The organism is Streptomyces sp. NPDC030991, assembly GCF_055571235.1.
Window position 1 is genome coordinate 134,483 of sequence record NZ_JBVIFR010000020.1, and the last position, 19,995, is coordinate 154,477.

Consider the following 19,995-nt stretch of genomic DNA (forward strand, 5'->3'; position numbering starts at 1 on the left):
TTCGAGCGTCTAGCTGATCGAGGCCAGGTAGGCGGTCGTCTTCTCCGGCTCGTAGAAGAAGTTCTCGAAGTCGGCCGGGTTGTCGAACCCGTTCGCGAAGCGGTCGGCGGCCGGCTGGAGCTGTCCGGCCGCGCCGATCAGGCCGAGGACGTGCTCCGGCGGGGGGCCGAGCATGGCGTTGGTCCACTTGGTGACGTGCTGGGCGGTGTTCCAGTACCGGTCGAACGCCGACCGCATCCACTCCTCGTCGAACGGCCTGTCGCCGTGCTCGACGATGGAGGCGAGGTAGGAGGCCGCGCACTTGGACGCCGAGTTGGAGCCCTGTCCGGTGATCGGGTCGTTGGCGACGACCACGTCGGCGACGCCGAGGACCGCGCCGCCGCCGGGGAGGCGGCCGATCGGGTTGCGCACGGTGGGGGCGTAGCGGCCGGCGAGGGTGCCGTTGGCGTCGGTCAGTTCGACCTTGGTGGCGCGCGCGTACTCCCAGGGCACGAACTTCTCCATCAGCTCCAGCGTCAGCGCCAGGTGCTCGGAGGGGTCCTTGACGCCCTTGAAGGCGTCGAGCGGGCCGCCGGGGACCCCCTCCCAGAAGAGGATGTCCGCGCGGCCGGACGTCGTCAGCGTGGGCATGATGAACAGCTCACCGACGCCGGGTACAAGGTTGCAGCGGACCGCGTCGAAGTCCGGGTGCTCGGGACGCACCCCGACCCCGTGCACGTAGGCGACGGCGAGGGCGCGCTGCGGCTCGCTGTACGGGGAGCGGGACGCGTCCCGGCCGAACATCGAGACCAGTTCGCCCTTGCCCGCGGAGACCAGCACGAGGTCGTACGTGCGCGAGAAGTAGTCCAGGTCGGAGACGGCCGCGCCGTGGATGACGAGCTGGCCGCCGCGCTGGGCGAACGTCTCCATCCAGCCGGCCATCTTCACGCGCTGGTCGACGGATTGGGCGAAGCCGTCGAGCTTGCCCACCCAGTCGATGGCGCGCTGGGAGGGCCCCGGGTCGAAGGAGCCGGGGGCGGCGACGGAGACGCCGACACCCTCGATCCGCGGGGCCTGCGACTCCCAGAAGTTGAGCTGGAGGTCACGCTCGTGCTGGAGCGCGGTGTGGAACATGCACTGCGTCGACATGACCCGCCCGGAGCGGATCTCGTCGGCGGTGCGGTTGGACATCAGGGTGACCTCGTAGCCGTGGGACTGGAGCCCCAGGGCGAGCTGGAGGCCGGACTGGCCGGCCCCGACGACGAGTATCTTCCGCGACATACGGCTGCCTCTAACTGATAACGGAAAAGTGGCGTACGGACAGGGGAGCTATTCGGGAGCGGCGTCCAGGGCGTGGCCGACCAGGGCGAGCAGCGTCTCGATCGCCGATATCCGGCGGCGCGCGTCCATGATCAGCACGGGTACGTGCGGCGGCACCGTCAGCGCCTCGCGCACGTCCGCCGCCTCGAACTCCTCGGACCCGTCGAAGTGGTTGACGGCCACGACGTACGGCAGCCCGCAGCTCTCGAAGTAGTCGAGGGCCGGGAAGCAGTCGGGCAGCCGGCGGGTGTCGGCGAGGACGACCGCGCCGATCGCGCCGCGCACCAGGTCGTCCCACATGAACCAGAACCGCTGCTGGCCCGGCGTGCCGAACAGGTACAGGACCAGGTCGTCGTCGAGCGTGATGCGGCCGAAGTCCATCGCGACGGTCGTGGTCGTCTTCTCCGGCGTCGCGGTGAGGTCGTCGGTCTCCTCGCTCGCCTGGGTCATCAGCGCCTCCGTCTGGAGGGGCTGGATCTCCGACACGGCGGTGACCAGCGTCGTCTTGCCGACACCGAAGCCGCCCGCCACCACGATCTTCGTGGCGACGGGGGCCCGGGTCCGGTCCGTCTGCCAGGCCTGAAGCTGCTCCTCCTCGCCGGGGAGTCCGGCGAGGAGCTCAGAGACGGCGGAGTCCACTCAGCACCCTTTCCAGCAGCGCGCGGTCCGGCTGTCCCGGGCCGTGGCCGGTTCCGTACACGCGGATCTTTCCCTGGTCGGCGAGGTCGCTCAGCAGGACGCGGACCACGCCCAGGGGCATCTTGAGGAGCGCGGCGATCTCGGCGACCGTGCGCATGCGGCGGCAGAGCTCGACGATGGCCCGCATCTCGGGCATGACGCCCGCGAGCGTCCCTTTCCCTATTTCCAGCCGCTCGTCGGGGCCCTCGATCGCGGCCGTGCTCGCGATGAACGTCTCGACGAGCAGGACGTGCCCGAAGCGGGTGCGGCCGCCGGTCAGGGAGTAGGGGCGTACGCGGGCGGCTTTGCGGTCGCCGCCGCGTACGGGGAGTTTGGGACTGGTCACCGGGCGCTCTCCATCGACTGGCGCAGCTCGCTGCGGAGTTCGGGCGTCAGGACGTGCCCGGCCCGGCCCACGAAGAGCGCCATGTGGTAGGCGACGACGCTCATGTCGCAGTCCGGGGTGGCGTGCACGCCCAGCAGTGAGCCGTCGCTGATGGCCATGACGAAGAGGCTGCCCTCCTCCATCGCGACCACGGTCTGCTTGACGGCCCCGCCGTCCATGAGTTTGGCGGCGCCGATGGTGAGGCTGCCGACGCCGGACACGATGGTGGCCAGGTCGGCGCTGGAGCCCTTGGGCCCGCCGCTGCGGTCGACGGGGGCCTCGGTGTTCCTCCCGGGGTCGGAGGAGAGCAGGAGCAGCCCGTCGGACGAGACGACCGCGACGGAGAGGAGCCCTGGCACCTCCTCCACGAGATTGGTCAGCAGCCAGTGCAGATTGCGTGCTTCGGTGCTGAGCGCGCGGTTGTTGAGTGCAGGGGTGGGCGCAGTCAACTGCTTGCCTCCTCGGCTGTGTCCCCCTTGGCTTCTCCGATACGTTCCTGGACCCCGGCCCTGGTCGGGGCCGTTCCGTCCCCGAGCTCCGCCTCCACGTCACGCCTGCCCTGCTGGGCGCCGCTGTGGAAGCCGCCGAGCCTGCGGCGCAGCGCGTCCGCGTCGACGGAGCCGGTGCGGGGCTTCGGGGCGGCGGCGGGCGCGGCCACCCTGGGGGTCCGCTTGGGCAGGCCCTTGTCGGTGACCCGCTCCCACTGCGGGGCGCGCTGCGCCGGGACGTCGGCGGCGGGCTCCGCTATCTCGCGCTCGCCGCTCGGCTGTTCGCGGCTCGGCTGTTCGCGGCTCTGCTGTTCGGCGGGGCTCGCGGCCGGGCCGGGGGCGGCGGGCGGCGGCGGGGCGATGAGCTCCATGGTGGTCTCGGACTCGGACTCGGTCCGCGCATGGGGCGCGGGCGCGGGTCCGGGCTGGGGGCCGGGTCCGGGCGCCGGCTCGGGCACGGCCTGGGCCCCGGCCTCCGCTTGAGCTTCGGCTTCCGCTTCGGCTTCGGCTTCGGCTTCCGCTTCACGTACGGCCCGTTCGGCGGCCTCGATCAGCGGGTCCGGGGCGTCCGGCGCGTCCGGGTCCGGCGTGGTGGCCTCACCCTCGGCCACGGAGGCCTGGTCCGCCGAACGGCCGTCGAGGACGTTGGAGTTGGCCTCCGCCTCGGAGCCCGGCAGGTGCACGGCGGGCGCTCCGCCCGGCACCGGCACCGGCGGCGGCGCCGCCACGGCGGGCACGGCGGCGAGCAGCGTGGTGGGCAGCACGACGACGGCGGCGACACCCCCCTGCTTCTGCTCCCTCAGGCGGACCCGCACCCCGTGCCGCGCCGCGAGCCGCGCGACGACGTACAGGCCGAGGCCGAGCCCCTCGGCGTCCTCCGGGTCGTGGGTCTGCTCGGCGGAGAAGGCGGAGAGGCGGCCGTTCAGCTCCCGCATCCGGTCCTCGGCCACGCCGATGCCCTCGTCCTGGACGGAGAGCATGACCTCGCCGTTCTCCAGGAGCCAGGCGGAGACCTCGACGGCGGCGTCCGGCGGCGAGAACGACGTGGCGTTCTCCAGGAGTTCGGCCACGAGGTGGCTGAGGTCGTCGGCGGCGAACCCGGCGATGTGGGCGTGCGGCGGCAGCGCGGCGATCCGGACCCGCTCGTAGCGCTCGATCTCCGAGACGGCGGCGCGCAGGACGTCGACGAGCGGCACCGAACCGGCGTGCTGCTGACCGTGCTCGGCGCCGGCGAGGACGAGCAGGTTCTCGCTGTGGCGCCGCATGACGGTCGCGAAGTGGTCGAGCTTGAAGAGCGTGGCGAGCCGCTCGGGGTCCTGCTCGCGGTCCTCCAGGCCCTCGATCACCCCGAGCTGCCGCTCGACGAGCCCGAGCGTGCGCAGGGCGAGATTGACGAACGTGCCGTGTATCGAGTTCCGCACCCGCTCCAACCGCTCGCTCGCGTCCGCCAGTTCGGCGCGGAGCGCGTCGCGGTCGTCGGCCATGCGCTGCCGCTCGCCGACGAGGTGCTTGCGGTCGGACTCCAGGGTGCCCTGCCGCTCCTGGAGGGCGACGGCGTGCGCGTGCAGGGCGTTGACCGAGCGGACGACCTGGGCGAACTCGTCGTTGCGGCCGGTGAACTTGACGGGCTCCTCGGTGGCCGGGGAGTCGGCGACCCGGGCGGACCCGATGCGGAGCGCGGCGAGCGGCCGGGTCAGCGAACGGGCCGCGCCCATGGTGACGCCGACGGCCGCGAGGAGGCAGACGCCGACCAGCGCGATCCGGAGCTCCAGGTCGCTGACGTCGTCGTCGCGCAGCCGCTCCAGGCTCTTGACGCGCTGGTCCCCGAGCGCGGACTCGGCGCCCCGCATCGAGTCGATCCGGGCGGTCAGCGCGGCGTCGACGCTCTTGCTGTCGTAGGCCAGCTCGTCGTCGGAGAGCGTCGGCGCGTCGGTGAGCCGGGTCAGGTACGTGTCGGCCTTCGTGACGTCGGGCCCGGTGACGGTGGAGTCGTACGCGGAGACGGACGCGGCCGGGGCGGAGTCGCGGAAGTCGTCCAGGGCGGCCTGCTCGCGCACCCGGGCCTGCTGGGCGGCGGCGCTGAGCTCGGCGCGCCGCTTCCCCTCGGGGGTGTCCTCGCTCCCGACGGTCCTCGGCAGCCCGGTGACGGGGTCGATGGTGGTCGTGGTGGACGCCGGCTCCGGCACGGCGTACGCGGCGAGGAGCAGCCCGCGGGCGGCGGACGCCTGGTCGACGGCGCGGTCGAGGTCGGCGAGGGCGTGTGCGCCGGAGCCCGCGCGGGGCGGCATCGCGTCGGCCAGCTCCTCGGCGAGCCGGTGCAGCTCCGTGACGGCCTTGGAGTAGGCGGTGTGCGCCTCCAGGGCGGAGCCCTTGCCGGTGAGGGCGGTGCGCCGGACGGTGGCGATGTCGTCGACGGTGCGCCGCAGGGAGCCGGTGGCGTCGGCGCGCAGTTCGTCCACCTGACGGTCGACGCGGGCGCTGCGCTCCTCGGTCGGCCTCTGCCCCTTGGGGCGGCCGGCGGCGATGTAGGCGCTGACCTCGTCGCGCTCGTCGGCGAGGGCGTGCGAGAGGGTGAGGGCCAGCTGGGTCCTGCGTGCGTCGTCGACGAGCCCCTGGGACTCCCCGACCCGCTCCGAGGCGGCCATGACGGTGGGGGCCCCGGCCCCGACGATGGCGGCGGCCACGACGGCCACGGCCACGATCAGCCGGTTCCGCACCCGGGCCCGCTTCCCCTTCCCGGCGGGCGCCGCCGGACCACCACTCCGCGCGGGAGCCGCCTGCGCGGCGCTGCCCGCGGGGGCGGGTTGCGGGGCGCCCTCGCCCGGGACGGGCTGCGGGGCGCTGCCCACCGGGGTCGACTGCGGGGTGCTCCCACCCGGGACCGGCTGCGGGGCGCTGCCCACCGGGGTCGACTGCGGGGTGTTCGTGGCGGAGGCGGGCTGGGACGCGCTCCCGGCGGGGGCCGATCGCGGGGCGCTTCCACCCGGGGCGGCCTGCGACGGGATTCCGGTCGGAGATGCCTGCGGCGGGGTTCCGGTGGGGGTCGGCCGGGGTGCGGTGCCGGTCGGGGGCGACTGGCGCGGGCCCGTGTTCAGGGCCGCCGATTCCAAGCCACCCGCACCATCCGGCCCACCCGTCCCACTGGCCTCGTTACCGCCGGAGGTGTTCCGCACCTGGTGCTCGCATTCCTGACTCGTCACTACCCATGGTCGCAGGTGACGGTCTGTCAACCCACGCGCCCCTCTGGCATGGCTCCTGACCATTCCAGCGCCGGTGAGCAGGGGGCGCACATCACCTTGCCCGCCACCCGAAGGAGTGAACATCGAGCGGGAGTTGAGGAGCAAGTTCCCCCGGCGCCGGGGCGACGCGCCCACGGCGTGCCGGTTGGACGTCTTTCACAGGCTTTGGCAAGATGCCCCGCCGCGCTTCGGCGGAGTTGATCATTCCGCCCCAAAACAGGCGCCTCACCAGCCGGTACATACCAACCCGCGCGGATCGTCCGGTCCCGCGCGGCCCTCGTGCAGACTGGCCGAATGCGCATCGAACTGACCACCGAACCCGGCGCCCCCGACCGTCCGAACGAGGACTACGCCTCGGTAGCGGTTCCGGCCTGCGGGCAGGGCGGATCACTGGTCGTCCTCGACGGTGTCACGCCACCGCCGAACGCGTACGGCTGTCTGCATTCCGTTCCCTGGTTCACGGCCCGGCTCGGTGGGGCCCTGGCCGAACTGTCCACTTCGCGGCGGGATATGACGTTGGGTGACATCCTTGCGGCGGCCATCACCCGTACCGCCGACGCCCACCGCTCAACCTGTGACCTTTCTCACCTGCGCACTCCGCAGGCAACCGTCGTCCTCGCCCGCTGGGACGCGGAGCAGGTCGAGTATCTGGTGCTGTCCGACTCGGCGTTGCTCGTCGAGGCGCCGGACGGGGCGGTGACGGCGCTGCTCGACGACCGCCTCGACCTGCTCCCGCGCTCGTCCCTGGTCTCGGCCGAGGTGGCCGACGCGACCGTACGCAACAGGGAGGGCGGCTTCTTCACGGCGGCCGCCGACCCGGCGGTGGCGGCCCGCGCCGTGACCGGCACCCTCCCCCGCGCCCGGGTCCGGGCGCTCGCCGCGCTGACCGACGGGGTGACGCGGTGGGTGGAGAAGTTCCGGCAGGGCGACTGGAGCGACCTGTTCGCGCTCATACGCAAGGAGGGGGCGGAGGCGGTGGTGGCCCGGGTCCGCGCCCTGGAGGACGCGGACGCGCAGGCCCGGACGTATCTGCGGCGCGGCAAGACGCACGACGACGCGAGCATCGCCTACGCGGAACTGTGACGCCCCGGGCCCGAGCCCCGCCCCCGGCTCCGGGCCCGCCTACTCCGCCCCCGCGTTCAACTGATGCAGAAGCCGGGCCAGTTCGGCCACCTCCAGCCGGTCCCACCCGGCCAGTTGCCGGACGTACCGCATGCGCCGAGCCTCCCGGACCCGGCCGAAGTCGACGCGGCCCCGCTCGGTGAGGGAGATGAGCCAGGCGCGGCCGTCGGCCGGGTCGGGTTCGCGGTCGACGAAGCCGAGCTCCTCCAGGGCGCGCAGCTGGCGGCTCATCGTGGCCTTGCCGACGCCGATGTACGCGGCGAGTTCGGTGGCCCGCTGCGCGCCGCACTCCTCCAGGCGCACGAGCAGCCCGTACGCGGCCGGTTCCAGATCGGGGTGGACCTCGCGGGCCATCTCGCCGGAGGAGGCCCGGGCGCGACGCAGGAAGACCGTCAACTCCCGTTCCAGCGACAGGAATTCCTGGTCCACACCACTCGGCGTGGCGCCGGAATTCGTGTCACGTCCGGCGGTCCGCCGCTCGCCGTTCCCGTCTTCGTGCACGTCAGCACCCATGGCCAGAGTTACCCCGGGTTTCCCTGTTCTGAAAGTTTTCGCCAATCGCCGCCATTACCGCAGCTCGGTCAGTATTTCGCAGGAGTAGACCATCGGCAGCATCCGGTCCCTCTTCCCTCCCCGAGGTCTACATGCGTAGCTTCATGCATGGCATGTCCATAGCAGCAGGGTCCGAAGCGTCGCACGAGTGGCCCCGAGTGGCATGCCGACAGGTCGCACACCCAGCACAGGTCCCCGATCAGCGCCGCGCTGGTCCCCCACGGCCTTCATGGAGGCATGCAATGCCCGTGCACAGACCCGGAACGATCCGCCGCAGGGGCTTCACCGCCGGAGCCCTGCTCGCCGCCCTCTCCCTCCTCCTCGCCCTGCCGAGCGCCGCGCAGGCCGCCGACGTCCCGGCCCGGGGCGATGCCCATATGGGCATGGGCGTGGCCGAGCACGACGGCGACACCGGCCAGGGCCCGGTCGGCAGGGTCACCCAGACCGAGGGCGTCGACGTCAGCAGCCACCAGGGCAACGTGGCCTGGTCGACCCTGTGGGGCAGCGGCGTGAAATGGGCCTACACGAAGGCCACCGAGGGCACGTACTACACCAACCCGTACTTCGCCCAGCAGTACAACGGCTCGTACAACGTGGGCATGATCCGTGGCGCGTACCACTTCGCGACCCCGGACACCACGAACGGTGCCACGCAGGCGAACTACTTCGTGGACCACGGGGGCGGCTGGTCGAAGGACGGCAGGACGCTGCCGGGCGTGCTGGACATCGAGTGGAACCCGTACGGCGACGCCTGTTTCGGCAAGACGGCCGCCGGGATGGTCACGTGGATCCGGGACTTCGTGAACCAGTACAAGGCGCGCACCGGCCGGGACGCCGTGATCTACACGGCCACCAGCTGGTGGACCCAGTGCACCGGCGACTCCGCCGCGTTCGGCTCCACCAACCCGCTGTGGATCGCCCGGTACGCCTCGACCGTGGGCGCCCTGCCCGCCGGCTGGGGCGTGCAGACGATCTGGCAGTACACGTCGTCGGGGCCGACGGTCGGTGACCACAACAAGTTCAACGGCGCGTACGACCGCGTCCAGGCGCTCGCCAACGGCTGACCGCCCAGCGCGCGGGAGGCCCGGACCCCGTGAGGGGCCCGGGCCTCCTGGCCGCCGGTCGCGTCCGTCACGCAGCGACCGGGACCTCCAGCTCCGCCGAGGCCGGGGCGAGGGCCAGCTCCAGCACCTGGCGGACATCGGTCACCGGGTGCACGTCCAGCTTCTCCAGGACCTCGGCCGGGACGTCGTCCAGGTCCGCCTCGTTGCGCTTCGGGATGATCACCGTCGTGATGCCGGCCCGGTGCGCGGCGAGCAGCTTCTGCTTGACGCCGCCGATGGGCAGCACACGGCCGGTCAGCGACACCTCGCCGGTCATCGCCACATCCGTACGGACCAGGCGTCCGCTCAGCAGCGAGGCCAGGGCGGTCGTCATGGTGACGCCCGCGCTCGGCCCGTCCTTGGGCACGGAACCGGCCGGGAAGTGGATGTGCACGCCGCGCTCCTTCAGGTCGGCGACGGGCAGCTCCAGCTCCGCGCCGTGCGAGCGCAGGAAGGAGAGCGCGATCTGCGCCGACTCCTTCATGACGTCGCCCAGCTGGCCGGTGAGGGTCAGTCCGGCCGCGCCCGTCTCCGGGTCGGCGAGGGACGCCTCCACGTAGAGCACGTCACCCCCGGCGCCGGTCACGGCGAGCCCGGTCGCGACACCCGGCACCGCGGTGCGCCGCTCGGCCGGGTCCTGCGCGGACTCGGGCACGTGGTGCGGGCGCCCGATGAGAGCGCGCAACTCGGCGTCGGTCACCGTGAACGGCAGCTCGCGCTCGCCCAGTTCGTGCTCGGCGGCCACCTTGCGGAGCAGCCGGGCGACGGCGCGCTCCAGGTTCCGGACCCCGGCCTCCCGGGTGTACTCGCCGGCGAGCTTGCGCAGCGCGCTCTCGTCGAGGGTGACCTCGTCCTTCTCCAGACCGGCCCGCTCCAGCTGGCGCGGGAGCAGGTGGTCGCGGGCGATGACGACCTTCTCGTCCTCGGTGTAGCCGTCGAGGCGCACCAGCTCCATGCGGTCGAGCAGCGCCTCGGGGATGGCTTCCAGGACGTTCGCCGTGGCCAGGAAGACGACGTCGCTCAGGTCGAGTTCGACCTCCAGGTAGTGGTCGCGGAAGGTGTGATTCTGCGCCGGGTCGAGGACTTCGAGCAGGGCCGCGGCGGGGTCGCCGCGGAAGTCGGAGCCGACCTTGTCGATCTCGTCGAGCAGCACGACCGGGTTCATCGACCCGGCCTCCTTGATGGCGCGCACGATGCGGCCCGGCAGGGCGCCCACGTACGTACGGCGGTGGCCGCGGATCTCCGCCTCGTCACGGACGCCGCCGAGGGCGACGCGGACGAACTTGCGGCCCATGGCGTGCGCCACCGATTCGCCGAGGGAGGTCTTGCCGACGCCGGGCGGCCCGACGAGGGCGAGGACGGCGCCGCCGCGCCGGCCGCCGACGACACCGAGCCCGCGCTCGGAACGCCGCTTGCGCACGGCCAGGTACTCGGTGATGCGCTCCTTCACGTCCGCGAGGCCCGAGTGCTCGGCGTCGAGGATCTCCTGGGCGCCCCTGATGTCGTACTCGTCCTCGGTGCGCTCGGTCCACGGCAGTTCGAGGACGGTGTCGAGCCAGGTGCGGATCCACGAGCCCTCGGGGGACTGGTCGCTGGACCGCTCCAGCTTCTCGACCTCCTTGAGCGCGGCCTCGCGGACCTTCTCGGGCAGGTCGGCGGCCTCGACGCGGGCGCGGTAGTCGTCGGACTCCTCCCCCTCCGCCTCGCCGTTGAGCTCGCGCAGCTCCTTGCGGACCGCTTCGAGCTGGCGCCGCAGCAGGAACTCCCGCTGCTGCTTGTCGACGCCTTCCTGTACGTCCTTGGCGATCGACTCGGCGACGTCCTGCTCGGCCAGGTGCTCGCGCAGCTGCTCGGTGGCGAGCTTGAGGCGGGCGACGGGCTCGGCGGTCTCCAGGAGTTCGAGCTTCTGCTCGGTGGTGAGGAAGGGCGAGTACCCGGAGTTGTCGGCGAGGACGGACACGTCGTCGATCTGCTGGACGCGGTCCACGACCTGCCAGGCGCCGCGCTTCTTCAGCCAGTTGGTGGCGAGCGCCTTGTACTCCTTGACCAGTTCGGCGACGGCGCCCGGCAGCGGCTGCTCGGGGCCCTCCTCCTCGACGGTCAGGCCCTCCACCCACAGGGCGGCGCCGGGTCCTGTGGTGCCGGCGCCGATCCGTACGCGGCCGCGGCCGCGGATCAGGGCGCCGGGGTCGCCGTCGGCGAGGCGTCCGACCTGCTCGACGGTGCCGAGCACACCCGTGTTCGCGTACGTGCCGTCGATGCGTGGAACAAGCAGCACCTTCGGCTTGCTGTCCCCACTGGAGCGGGCGGCGGCCTGAGCGGCCTCCACCGCGGCGCGGACGTCCGTGTCGTTCAGGTCCAAGGGCACCACCATGCCGGGCAGCACGACCTCGTCGTCGAGCGGCAGCACGGGCAAGGTGAGCGGTGTGGACGTCGAAGCCATGATCTCCCCTTCGGCAGTCAAGTTGAGCTACATCGACTCAATGCTTCGCCGCCTCCGAATGTTCCCCGCCGCGCGTTCGCTCTGAGCGATCACCTCTGTCGCCCCCGGACGCCCGCTCCGTAAGGTACGAGCCCGGGGAGCAACTATTACAGCGGGCCGCTCCACAGGTTAGGGAGAGTGCGCATGGCGGGCGACGACGATCTCGTACGGGACTGGGTCGACGGCTGGGTCGTCTCGCGCGGGGCGGCGCCGCCGCTCGTCGAGCCCTGGGGGTACACGGTCCACGTGGGCCTGGCGGAGCAGCCGGGCCGCCACGTCCTGGGCGCCGTGAACGAGGGTGTGCGCGAGGAGGACGTCCGCAAGGTCGCCGGGTCGACGCAGGCCCGCGCCTTCCACCTCAAGGTCTTCGCCGACCCGGAGCGTGTCCTGCCGTGGCTCGGCCCCGAATGGGAGCCGTACGGCTCGGACGACTTCCTGATGGCCACGGCCCTGGCCCGCACCGCCGAGCCGTCCGTCCCGCCGGGCCACCGTCTGCACACCTGGCGCCGCGGTGACGTCACCCGGGTCCTGATCACCGACGCGGACGGGTCGTTCGCCGCGCGCGGCCAGGTCGCCGTGGCCGGCGCGAGCGCCGTCGTCGACCAGATCGAGACCTCCGAGCACCACCGCCGCAAGGGCCTCGGCACGGTCGTCATGACCACGCTGCACGCGGCGGCCTATGCCCAGAACGCCACCCGCGCCGTGCTCGCCTGCACCCCCGAGGGACGCCACCTGTACGAGTCGGTGGGCTGGCACACCGTCGCCCCGCTGACGAACGCCAAGCACAGGGGCCGCGCGGGCTGAGCGCCCCGCAGCACTTCAGGCGGCCGTCGCCGTACCGCCGCGACGGCGCAGCAGCGGCCAGGTCGTGATGCCGATGCCCAGGGCCAGAATGTGGCCCCAGCTCGCCAGGGGGTCGGTGAACGCGATCAGGTCCTCGGTCAGCATCGCCCCGACGGCGGCGAGCACCAGCCAGCGGGGCCGGCGCGCGAGCAGTCCGGCCAGCGCGCCGATGCTCGCGGCGACGCCGAAGCTGACGCCGTAGTCGAGGCGGTGCAGCGAGCTGTCGGGGAGGTGGCCGGCCATCACGGACAGCCCCACGGGCACCTCGGTGGCCAGGGTCGCGAGGACATGGCCGAGCACGAAGACACCGGCCGTGCGGAGCCCGCCCGTACGCCGCTCCAGGGCGCTCAGGACGATCACGAACGCCAGGGCGAACGGTGACGTGACACCGCCCACGATCCACAGCGCGCTGGCGACGAGCGCGAGCACCGGCGACCGCGCCAGATGCGCGACGTCGGTGCTGGACGCCTGGAGCGCGGCCGCGACCGTGTCCGGGGCGGCGAACTCCGTGAAGAGCGAGGTGGCGACGAGGACGACGGCGTAGGCGAAGGTGAAGGGCGTTCCGGCCGGGGTCGGCAGCAGTCGCCAGGGGCGGAGGCGGACCGGGCGCCGGCACGGCCCGCTCTCCAGGGCCGGGGGCCCCGGCTGCGGCGGGATGCCGGTCAGCCGGTGCGGTTCCCGTACCTCGGGGGCGGACGCCGTCGCGGCGTCGGCCGGCACGTCTGTTCTCACGTGCGGTCCCTCTTTCGTACGGATCAGGGCCCGAGGACCGGCGTCGGCGACACCAGCAGATCTACCGCAGACTTCGCGCCCGACCGGCATTTCCGTCCGCCGCGACCATCACATGTGACGGGATTCACAGCAACCTCTTGAGCGGCTGTCGCGTCCGCCTCGACCAACCCCGTCGCCCACCCGGATCTCATGTCCCGGAACTCCTTCGCCATGCATCGTCGTCCTGAGAAGAATGGCCGTATGCCCGACACCTTCCGCCCGGAGTCACCCACCGTTCTGGACCGCCGCACCGGCCCCTACGGCGAGGTCGTCCTGCGCCGCCACGGCGATCTGCTCCAGATCATCGCCAACGGCACGTTCCTGATGGACACGTCCGACGGCCGTTCGGAGCGGCTGCTGATCGACGCGGCGCTGACCCAACTCCCGCCCGAGAGGCCCGGACCGAGCCTTCTCATCGGCGGCCTCGGCGTCGGGTTCTCGCTGGCCCACGCCGCCGCCGAGCCCCGCTGGGGCCGCATCACCGTCGTCGAACGCGAACCGGCCGTCATCGCCTGGCACCGGGACGGCCCGCTCGGACCGTTCACCGCCGACGCCCTCGCCGACCCCCGCACCTGCATCGCCGAAGCCGACCTGGTGCGCCACCTGCACGAGACGGCCGACACCTACGACGCGCTCTGCCTGGACATCGACAACGGGCCGGACTGGACCGTCACCGAGGACAACGGCAGCCTCTACTCCCCCGCAGGACTCGCCGCCTGCCACGCCCGCCTCAACCCCGGTGGCGTGCTGGCCGTTTGGTCCGCACAGCCGTCCGCAAATTTCGAAGGAACCTTGCGGAATGCCGGATTCCGGGCGGTCCGCACCGAAGAGATCCCGGTTGTCCGAGGCGTACCCGACGTGGTGCACCTCGCAGTACGGGCCGCGTAGCCGACCGGCGGTAACTCCCCGTACGCTGACGTTCGAAACCCAGATCATTCAAGCGTCAAGCGCGTCAGGACGGCGCGCATTCAGGGGCGGGGCGATGGAGCAGACACACACCTCCCAGAACGGCAGCACGGCGACCCCGGGCGCCCAGCGAAGGGTTCTGGTCGTCGAGGACGACCCGACGATCGTGGACGCCATCGCCGCCCGGCTGCGGGCCGAGGGATTCCTCGTGCAAACCGCACAGGACGGCCCGGCGGCGGTCGACACGGCCGAGGCATGGCAGCCCGACCTGCTGATCCTCGACATCATGCTGCCCGGCTTCGACGGGCTCGAGGTCTGCCGCCGCGTGCAGGCACAGCGGCCGGTCCCGGTCATGATGCTGACGGCACGCGACGACGAGACGGACATGCTCGTCGGGCTCGGCGTCGGCGCCGACGACTACATGACCAAGCCGTTCTCCATGCGGGAACTGGCGGCGCGGGTCCACGTGCTCCTGCGCCGGGTCGAGCGGGCGGCGATCGCCGCAGCGACGCCCCGCAGCGGCATCCTGCGCCTCGGCGAGCTGGAGATCGACCACGCACAGCGCCGGGTCCGGGTCCGCAGCGAGGACGTCCACCTCACGCCGACCGAGTTCGACCTCCTGGTCTGCCTGGCGAACACCCCGCGCGCCGTCCTCTCCCGCGAGCAGCTGCTCGCCGAGGTCTGGGACTGGGCGGACGCCTCGGGCACCCGCACCGTCGACAGCCACATCAAGGCGCTGCGCCGGAAGATCGGCGCGGAGCGGATCCGCACCGTGCACGGCGTGGGCTACGCGCTGGAGACGCCGAACCCATGAGCACCGGGGACCGGGCACCGTACGGCCGCCCCCACAGGCCGAACCCCCTGAGCCCGCTCTGGGCGACGGGCGGCCTGCGCCCCTTCTCGATCAAGGCGAAGCTCGGCACGCTCGTCGTCGTCTCCGTCTTCATCACCACGGGCCTGTTGATGGTGGCGATGTACACGGCGACGGAGCTGCGCTTCATCACCGTGTTCTCGATCATCGCGACCCTGTTGATCACGCAGTTCGTCGCGCACAGCCTCACCGCGCCGCTCGACGAGATGAACACGGTGGCCCGCTCCATCTCCAACGGTGACTACACCCGCCGGGTGCGGGGCGCGGACCGCCGTGACGAGCTGGGCGACCTGGCGGTCACGATCAACCGCATGGCCGACGAGCTGGCGGCGCAGGACCAGCAGCGCAAGGAGCTGGTCGCGAACGTCTCGCACGAGCTGCGCACCCCGATCGCGGGCCTGCGCGCGGTTTTGGAGAACGTCGTCGACGGCGTCATGTCGGCCGACCCCGAGACGATGCGCACCGCGCTGAAGCAGACGGAGCGGCTCGGCCGGCTCGTCGAGACCCTGCTCGACCTGTCGCGCCTCGACAACGGCGTGGTCCCGCTCAAGGCCCGCCGCTTCGAGGTCTGGCCGTATCTGTCGGGCGTGCTCAAGGAAGCGAACATGGCGGTGTCCCAGCGCGCGGGCATCGCCTCCGGTTCCGGCACCCACACACGTACCGACGTCCATCTCCACCTCGACGTCTCCCCGCCCGAGCTGACCGCGCACGCCGACCCGGAGCGCATCCACCAGGTCGTGGCGAACCTCATCGACAACGCCGTGAAGCACTCTCCGCCGCACGGCCGCGTCACCGTACGGGCGCGGCGCGGGCTCTCCCCCGAGTCGCTGGATCTTGAGGTGCTCGACGAGGGCCCCGGCATCCCGCAGTCGGAGTGGCACCGGGTCTTCGAGCGTTTCAACCGCGGGAACGCAGGTAACGCGAAGGGCAAGGGGGACGGTGGCACGGGCCTCGGCCTCGCCATCGCCCGCTGGGCCGTGGACCTGCACGGGGGCCGGATCGGCGTGGCCGAATCGGCGCGCGGCTGCCGGATCAAGGTCACTCTTCCGGGAGAACCACGACCGCAAAGTTGACGTAGGGTTTCGGTCAGGCGGAGGTCAAGCCGCGTCCAGGCGTACCCATAGGGGCCGGGCGCGGATCCGAACGTACCGAAACCCCGGTTGTTTCCCGCCATTTCCCGGCCCGAAACACAAGTTCCAGTGTGACTTACACGACGGATCACCGGCCCGGTCTGCACGTGCCGCCGATGGAGGCGTAGCCTTTATTCCCGCTGTCCATCACCTTGTGAGAAGCGGAAGAGGGCGGTTCACGCCGTGTCGCCACAGTCCCCCAGTAACTCGAGCATCTCCACCGAGACCGACCAAGCCGGGCAGGGCAAAAACCCTGCTGCCGCCTTCGGTCCCAACGAGTGGCTCGTCGACGAGATCTATCAGCAGTACCTCCAGGACCCGAATTCGGTCGACCGAGCCTGGTGGGACTTCTTCGCCGACTACAAGCCAGGTGCCGCAGCCGCGGGGGCTGCGCCGACCGCGGCGCCGGCCCAGAAGCCCGCGGCCCCGGCTCAGCCGGCGCCCGCCGCGCAGGCCCCGGCCCCGGCCGCCGCCGCACCGGCACCCGCGAAGCCCGCTGCCGCGGCTCCCGCACCGGCCGCCGCCCCGGCTCCCGCGCCGGCCGCGCCCGCCGCCGCGAAGGCCGCCCCCGCAGCACCCGCCGCCCCCGCTCCGAAGAAGGCTGAACCAGTGACGACCGAGGCCCCCGCCGGCCCCGAGCTCGTGACGCTGCGCGGACCCGCCGCAGCCGTCGCGAAGAACATGAACGCCTCCATCGAGGTCCCCACGGCCACGTCCGTGCGCGCCGTCCCGGTGAAGCTGCTGTTCGACAACCGCATCGTCATCAACAACCACCTCAAGCGCGCCCGCGGCGGGAAGATCTCCTTCACGCACCTCATCGGGTACGCCATGGTGCAGGCCATCAAGGCCATGCCGTCGATGAACTACTCCTTCGCGCAGAAGGACGGCAAGCCGACGCTGGTCAAGCCGGAGCACATCAACTTCGGCCTCGCCATCGACCTCGTGAAGCCCAACGGCGACCGTCAGCTGGTCGTCGCGGGCATCAAGAAGGCCGAGACGCTGAACTTCTTCGAGTTCTGGCAGGCCTACGAGGACATCGTCCGCCGCGCCCGCGACGGCAAGCTCGGCATGGACGACTTCACCGGTGTGACGGTCTCCCTGACCAACCCCGGCGGCCTCGGCACCGTCCACTCGGTCCCGCGCCTGATGCCCGGACAGTCGGTCATCATGGGCGTCGGCTCGATGGACTACCCGGCCGAGTTCCAGGGCACGTCCCAGGACACGCTGAACAAGCTCGGCATCTCGAAGGTCATGACGCTCACGTCGACCTACGACCACCGGGTCATCCAGGGCGCCGCCTCCGGCGAGTTCCTGCGCGTCGTCGCGAACCTCCTCCTCGGTGAGGGCGAGTTCTACGACGAGATCTTCAAGGCCCTGCGCATCCCCTACGAGCCGGTCCGCTGGTTCAAGGACATCGACGCCAGCCACGACGACGACGTCACCAAGGCCGCGCGGGTCTTCGAGCTGATCCACTCCTACCGGGTCCGCGGCCACGTCATGGCCGACACCGACCCGCTGGAGTACAAGCAGCGCAAGCACCCCGACCTGGACATCACCGAGCACGGCCTCACCCTGTGGGACCTGGAGCGCGAGTTCGCCGTCGGCGGTTTCGCCGGCAAGTCGATGATGAAGCTGCGCGACATCCTCGGTGTGCTGCGCGACTCGTACTGCCGCACCACCGGCGTCGAGTTCATGCACATCCAGGACCCGAAGCAGCGCAAGTGGATCCAGGACCGCATCGAGCGCTCGCACTCCAAGCCGGAGCGCGAGGAGCAGCTGCGCATCCTGCGCCGGCTGAACGCGGCCGAGGCGTTCGAGACCTTCCTGCAGACGAAGTACGTCGGCCAGAAGCGCTTCTCCCTGGAGGGCGGCGAGTCCGTCATCCCGCTGCTCGACGCGGTCATCGACTCCGCCGCCGAGGCCCGCCTCGACGAGGTCGTCATCGGCATGGCCCACCGCGGCCGGCTGAACGTGCTGGCCAACATCGTCGGCAAGTCGTACGCGCAGATCTTCCGCGAGTTCGAGGGCAACCTCGACCCGAAGTCGATGCACGGCTCCGGCGACGTCAAGTACCACCTGGGCGCCGAGGGCACCTTCACCGGTCTCGACGGCGAGCAGATCAAGGTCTCCCTCGCCGCGAACCCGTCCCACCTGGAGACGGTCGACCCGGTCATCGAGGGCATCGTCCGCGCCAAGCAGGACATCATCAACAAGGGCGGCACGGACTTCACGGTCCTGCCCGTCGCCCTCCACGGTGACGCGGCCTTCGCGGGCCAGGGTGTGGTCGCCGAGACGCTCAACATGTCGCAGCTGCGCGGCTACCGCACGGGCGGCACGGTCCACATCGTCATCAACAACCAGGTCGGCTTCACCGCCGCCCCGGAGTCCTCGCGCTCCTCCATGTACGCCACCGATGTGGCCCGCATGATCGAGGCGCCGATCTTCCACGTGAACGGCGACGACCCCGAGGCCGTCGTCCGCGTTGCCCGTCTGGCCTTCGAGTTCCGCCAGGCGTTCAACAAGGACGTCGTCATCGACCTCATCTGCTACCGCCGCCGCGGTCACAACGAGTCGGACAACCCGGCGTTCACGCAGCCGCTGATGTACGACCTGATCGACAAGAAGCGCTCGGTGCGCAAGCTCTACACCGAGTCCCTCATCGGTCGCGGCGACATCACCCTGGAAGAGGCCGAGCAGGCGCTGCAGGACTTCCAGGGCCAGCTGGAGAAGGTCTTCACCGAGGTCCGCGAGGCCGTCGCACAGCCGGGCGACGCCCAGCTCCCGGAGCCGCAGCCCGAGTTCCCCGTGGCCGTGCAGACGGCGATCTCCCAGGAGGTCGTCAAGCGCATCGCCGAGTCCCAGGTCAACATCCCCGACAACGTCACGGTGCACCCGCGGCTGCTGCCGCAGCTCCAGCGCCGCGCGGCGATGATCGAGGACGGCACGATCGACTGGGGCATGGGCGAGACCCTCGCCGTCGGCTCGCTCCTGCTGGAGGGCACCCCGGTGCGCCTCTCCGGCCAGGACTCGCGCCGCGGCACCTTCGGCCAGCGCCACGCGGTCCTCATCGACCGGGAGACCGGCGAGGACTACACGCCGCTGCTGTACCTCTCGCCCGAGCAGGCCCGTTACAACGTCTACGACTCGCTGCTCTCCGAGTACGCGGTCATGGGCTTCGAGTACGGTTACTCGCTCGCGCGTCCCGAGTCGCTCGTGCTGTGGGAAGCGCAGTTCGGTGACTTCGTCAACGGCGCGCAGACGGTCGTCGACGAGTACATCTCGGCCGCCGAGCAGAAGTGGGGCCAGACCTCCGGCGTCACGCTGCTCCTCCCGCACGGCTACGAGGGCCAGGGCCCGGACCACTCGTCCGCCCGCCCCGAGCGCTTCCTCCAGCTCTGCGCGCAGAACAACATGACGGTCGCCATGCCGACGCTGCCGTCGAACTACTTCCACCTCCTGCGGTGGCAGGTGCACAACCCGCACCACAAGCCGCTGGTGGTCTTCACCCCGAAGTCGATGCTGCGCCTCAAGGCCGCCGCGTCGAAGGTGGAGGAGTTCACGACGGGCAGCTTCCGTCCGGTCATCGGCGACGACTCGGTGGACGCGAACGCGGTCCGCAAGGTCGTCTTCGTGGCGGGCAAGCTGTACTACGACCTGGAGGCCGAGCGGAAGAAGAGCGGCGTCACCGACACCGCGATCATCCGCGTCGAGCGGCTGTACCCGCTGCCGGGCACCGAGCTCCAGGCCGAGATCGCCAAGTACCCGAACGCCGAGAAGTACCTGTGGGCGCAGGAGGAGCCGGCGAACCAGGGTGCCTGGCCGTTCATCGCGCTCAACCTGATCGACCACCTGGACCTGGCCGTCGGCGCCGACATCCCGGGTGCCGAGCGCCTGCGGCGCATCTCGCGTCCGCACGGCTCCTCGCCCGCGGTCGGCTCCGCCAAGCGCCACCAGGCCGAGCAGGAGCAGCTGGTGCGTGAGGTGTTCGAGGCGTAGGTCTCGTACCGGAAGCAGTCTGCCGCGCACAGCGGCCGGGGGGGGGGGGGGGGGGGGGGGGGGGGGGGGGGGGGGGGGGGGGGGGGGGGGGGGGGGGGGGGGGGGGGGGGGGGGGGGGGGGGGGGGGGGG

General features: G+C 71.7%; 15 protein-coding genes. 7 read left to right on the plus strand and 8 right to left on the minus strand.

Annotated elements, in window-relative coordinates:
* Positions 1-9 precede the first annotated feature (9 nt).
* From ACZ45E_RS30955 to ACZ45E_RS30975, 5 genes are read right to left on the minus strand one after another with little or no spacing between them, the layout of a single operon-like run.
* Positions 10-1,260 carry a styrene monooxygenase/indole monooxygenase family protein gene (locus tag ACZ45E_RS30955; protein WP_468226948.1) on the minus strand — a complete coding sequence of 417 codons (1,251 nt, stop codon included), beginning with the start codon at positions 1,258-1,260 and terminating at the stop codon, positions 10-12.
* 48 nt (positions 1,261-1,308) lie between these two features.
* Positions 1,309-1,938 carry a GTP-binding protein gene (locus tag ACZ45E_RS30960; protein WP_468226951.1) on the minus strand — a complete coding sequence of 210 codons (630 nt, stop codon included), beginning with the start codon at positions 1,936-1,938 and terminating at the stop codon, positions 1,309-1,311.
* Positions 1,919-2,323, minus strand: a complete 405-nt coding sequence (locus ACZ45E_RS30965; protein WP_468226954.1) for a DUF742 domain-containing protein — start codon at positions 2,321-2,323, stop codon at positions 1,919-1,921. Before ACZ45E_RS30965 ends, ACZ45E_RS30960 begins: the two co-directional genes overlap by 20 nt.
* Complete coding sequence (locus tag ACZ45E_RS30970) at positions 2,320-2,811, minus strand: roadblock/LC7 domain-containing protein (protein ID WP_468226956.1); 492 nt, start codon at positions 2,809-2,811, stop codon at positions 2,320-2,322. Before ACZ45E_RS30970 ends, ACZ45E_RS30965 begins: the two co-directional genes overlap by 4 nt.
* Positions 2,808-5,699, minus strand: coding sequence for a sensor histidine kinase (locus ACZ45E_RS30975; RefSeq protein ID WP_468227004.1), 2,892 nt, complete (start codon positions 5,697-5,699; stop codon positions 2,808-2,810). The genes ACZ45E_RS30970 and ACZ45E_RS30975 overlap by 4 nt, the downstream gene beginning before the upstream one ends.
* Before the next feature lie 684 nt (positions 5,700-6,383).
* Here ACZ45E_RS30975 and ACZ45E_RS30980 point away from each other — a divergent pair.
* Positions 6,384-7,172: a protein phosphatase 2C domain-containing protein gene (locus ACZ45E_RS30980; protein ID WP_468226958.1), complete on the plus strand. Its 789-nt coding sequence runs from the start codon at positions 6,384-6,386 to the stop codon at positions 7,170-7,172.
* 39 nt (positions 7,173-7,211) lie between these two features.
* Here the strand turns inward: ACZ45E_RS30980 and ACZ45E_RS30985 are convergent, their stop codons facing one another.
* On the minus strand, positions 7,212-7,712 hold the full coding sequence (locus tag ACZ45E_RS30985) for a MarR family winged helix-turn-helix transcriptional regulator (protein WP_468227006.1): 501 nt from the start codon (positions 7,710-7,712) through the stop codon (positions 7,212-7,214).
* 293 nt (positions 7,713-8,005) lie between these two features.
* Here ACZ45E_RS30985 and ACZ45E_RS30990 point away from each other — a divergent pair, with 293 nt between their 5' ends.
* Positions 8,006-8,827 (plus strand): lysozyme, encoded by an 822-nt coding sequence (locus tag ACZ45E_RS30990; protein WP_468226961.1) that lies wholly within the window; start codon positions 8,006-8,008, stop codon positions 8,825-8,827.
* 67 nt (positions 8,828-8,894) lie between these two features.
* Here ACZ45E_RS30990 and lon read toward each other — a convergent pair whose 3' ends face one another.
* On the minus strand, positions 8,895-11,309 hold the full coding sequence (lon, locus tag ACZ45E_RS30995) for an endopeptidase La (RefSeq protein ID WP_468226964.1): 2,415 nt from the start codon (positions 11,307-11,309) through the stop codon (positions 8,895-8,897).
* 183 nt (positions 11,310-11,492) lie between these two features.
* Between lon and ACZ45E_RS31000 the strand changes: the two genes are divergently transcribed.
* Positions 11,493-12,152 carry a GNAT family N-acetyltransferase gene (locus ACZ45E_RS31000; protein WP_468226967.1) on the plus strand — a complete coding sequence of 220 codons (660 nt, stop codon included), beginning with the start codon at positions 11,493-11,495 and terminating at the stop codon, positions 12,150-12,152.
* 15 nt (positions 12,153-12,167) lie between these two features.
* Here the strand turns inward: ACZ45E_RS31000 and ACZ45E_RS31005 are convergent, their stop codons facing one another.
* Entirely contained in the window at positions 12,168-12,923 is a 756-nt protein-coding gene (locus ACZ45E_RS31005) for a rhomboid-like protein (RefSeq protein WP_468226970.1), read from the minus strand.
* 240 nt (positions 12,924-13,163) lie between these two features.
* Here ACZ45E_RS31005 and ACZ45E_RS31010 point away from each other — a divergent pair, with 240 nt between their 5' ends.
* The 4 genes from ACZ45E_RS31010 (at position 13,164) to ACZ45E_RS31025 (ending at position 19,865) form a co-directional block, all read left to right on the plus strand.
* A complete protein-coding gene (locus ACZ45E_RS31010) occupies positions 13,164-13,850 on the plus strand; it encodes a spermidine synthase family protein (RefSeq protein WP_468226973.1) in 687 nt (228 codons plus the stop codon).
* Positions 13,851-13,944: 94 nt separating this feature from the next.
* Positions 13,945-14,682, plus strand: coding sequence for a response regulator transcription factor (locus tag ACZ45E_RS31015; protein ID WP_468226976.1), 738 nt, complete (start codon positions 13,945-13,947; stop codon positions 14,680-14,682).
* Positions 14,679-15,812, plus strand: coding sequence for a HAMP domain-containing sensor histidine kinase (locus tag ACZ45E_RS31020; protein WP_468226978.1), 1,134 nt, complete (start codon positions 14,679-14,681; stop codon positions 15,810-15,812). Before ACZ45E_RS31015 ends, ACZ45E_RS31020 begins: the two co-directional genes overlap by 4 nt.
* 240 nt (positions 15,813-16,052) lie before the next feature.
* Entirely contained in the window at positions 16,053-19,865 is a 3,813-nt protein-coding gene (locus ACZ45E_RS31025) for a multifunctional oxoglutarate decarboxylase/oxoglutarate dehydrogenase thiamine pyrophosphate-binding subunit/dihydrolipoyllysine-residue succinyltransferase subunit (protein ID WP_468226981.1), read from the plus strand.
* The last annotated feature ends 130 nt before the right edge of the window (positions 19,866-19,995 follow it).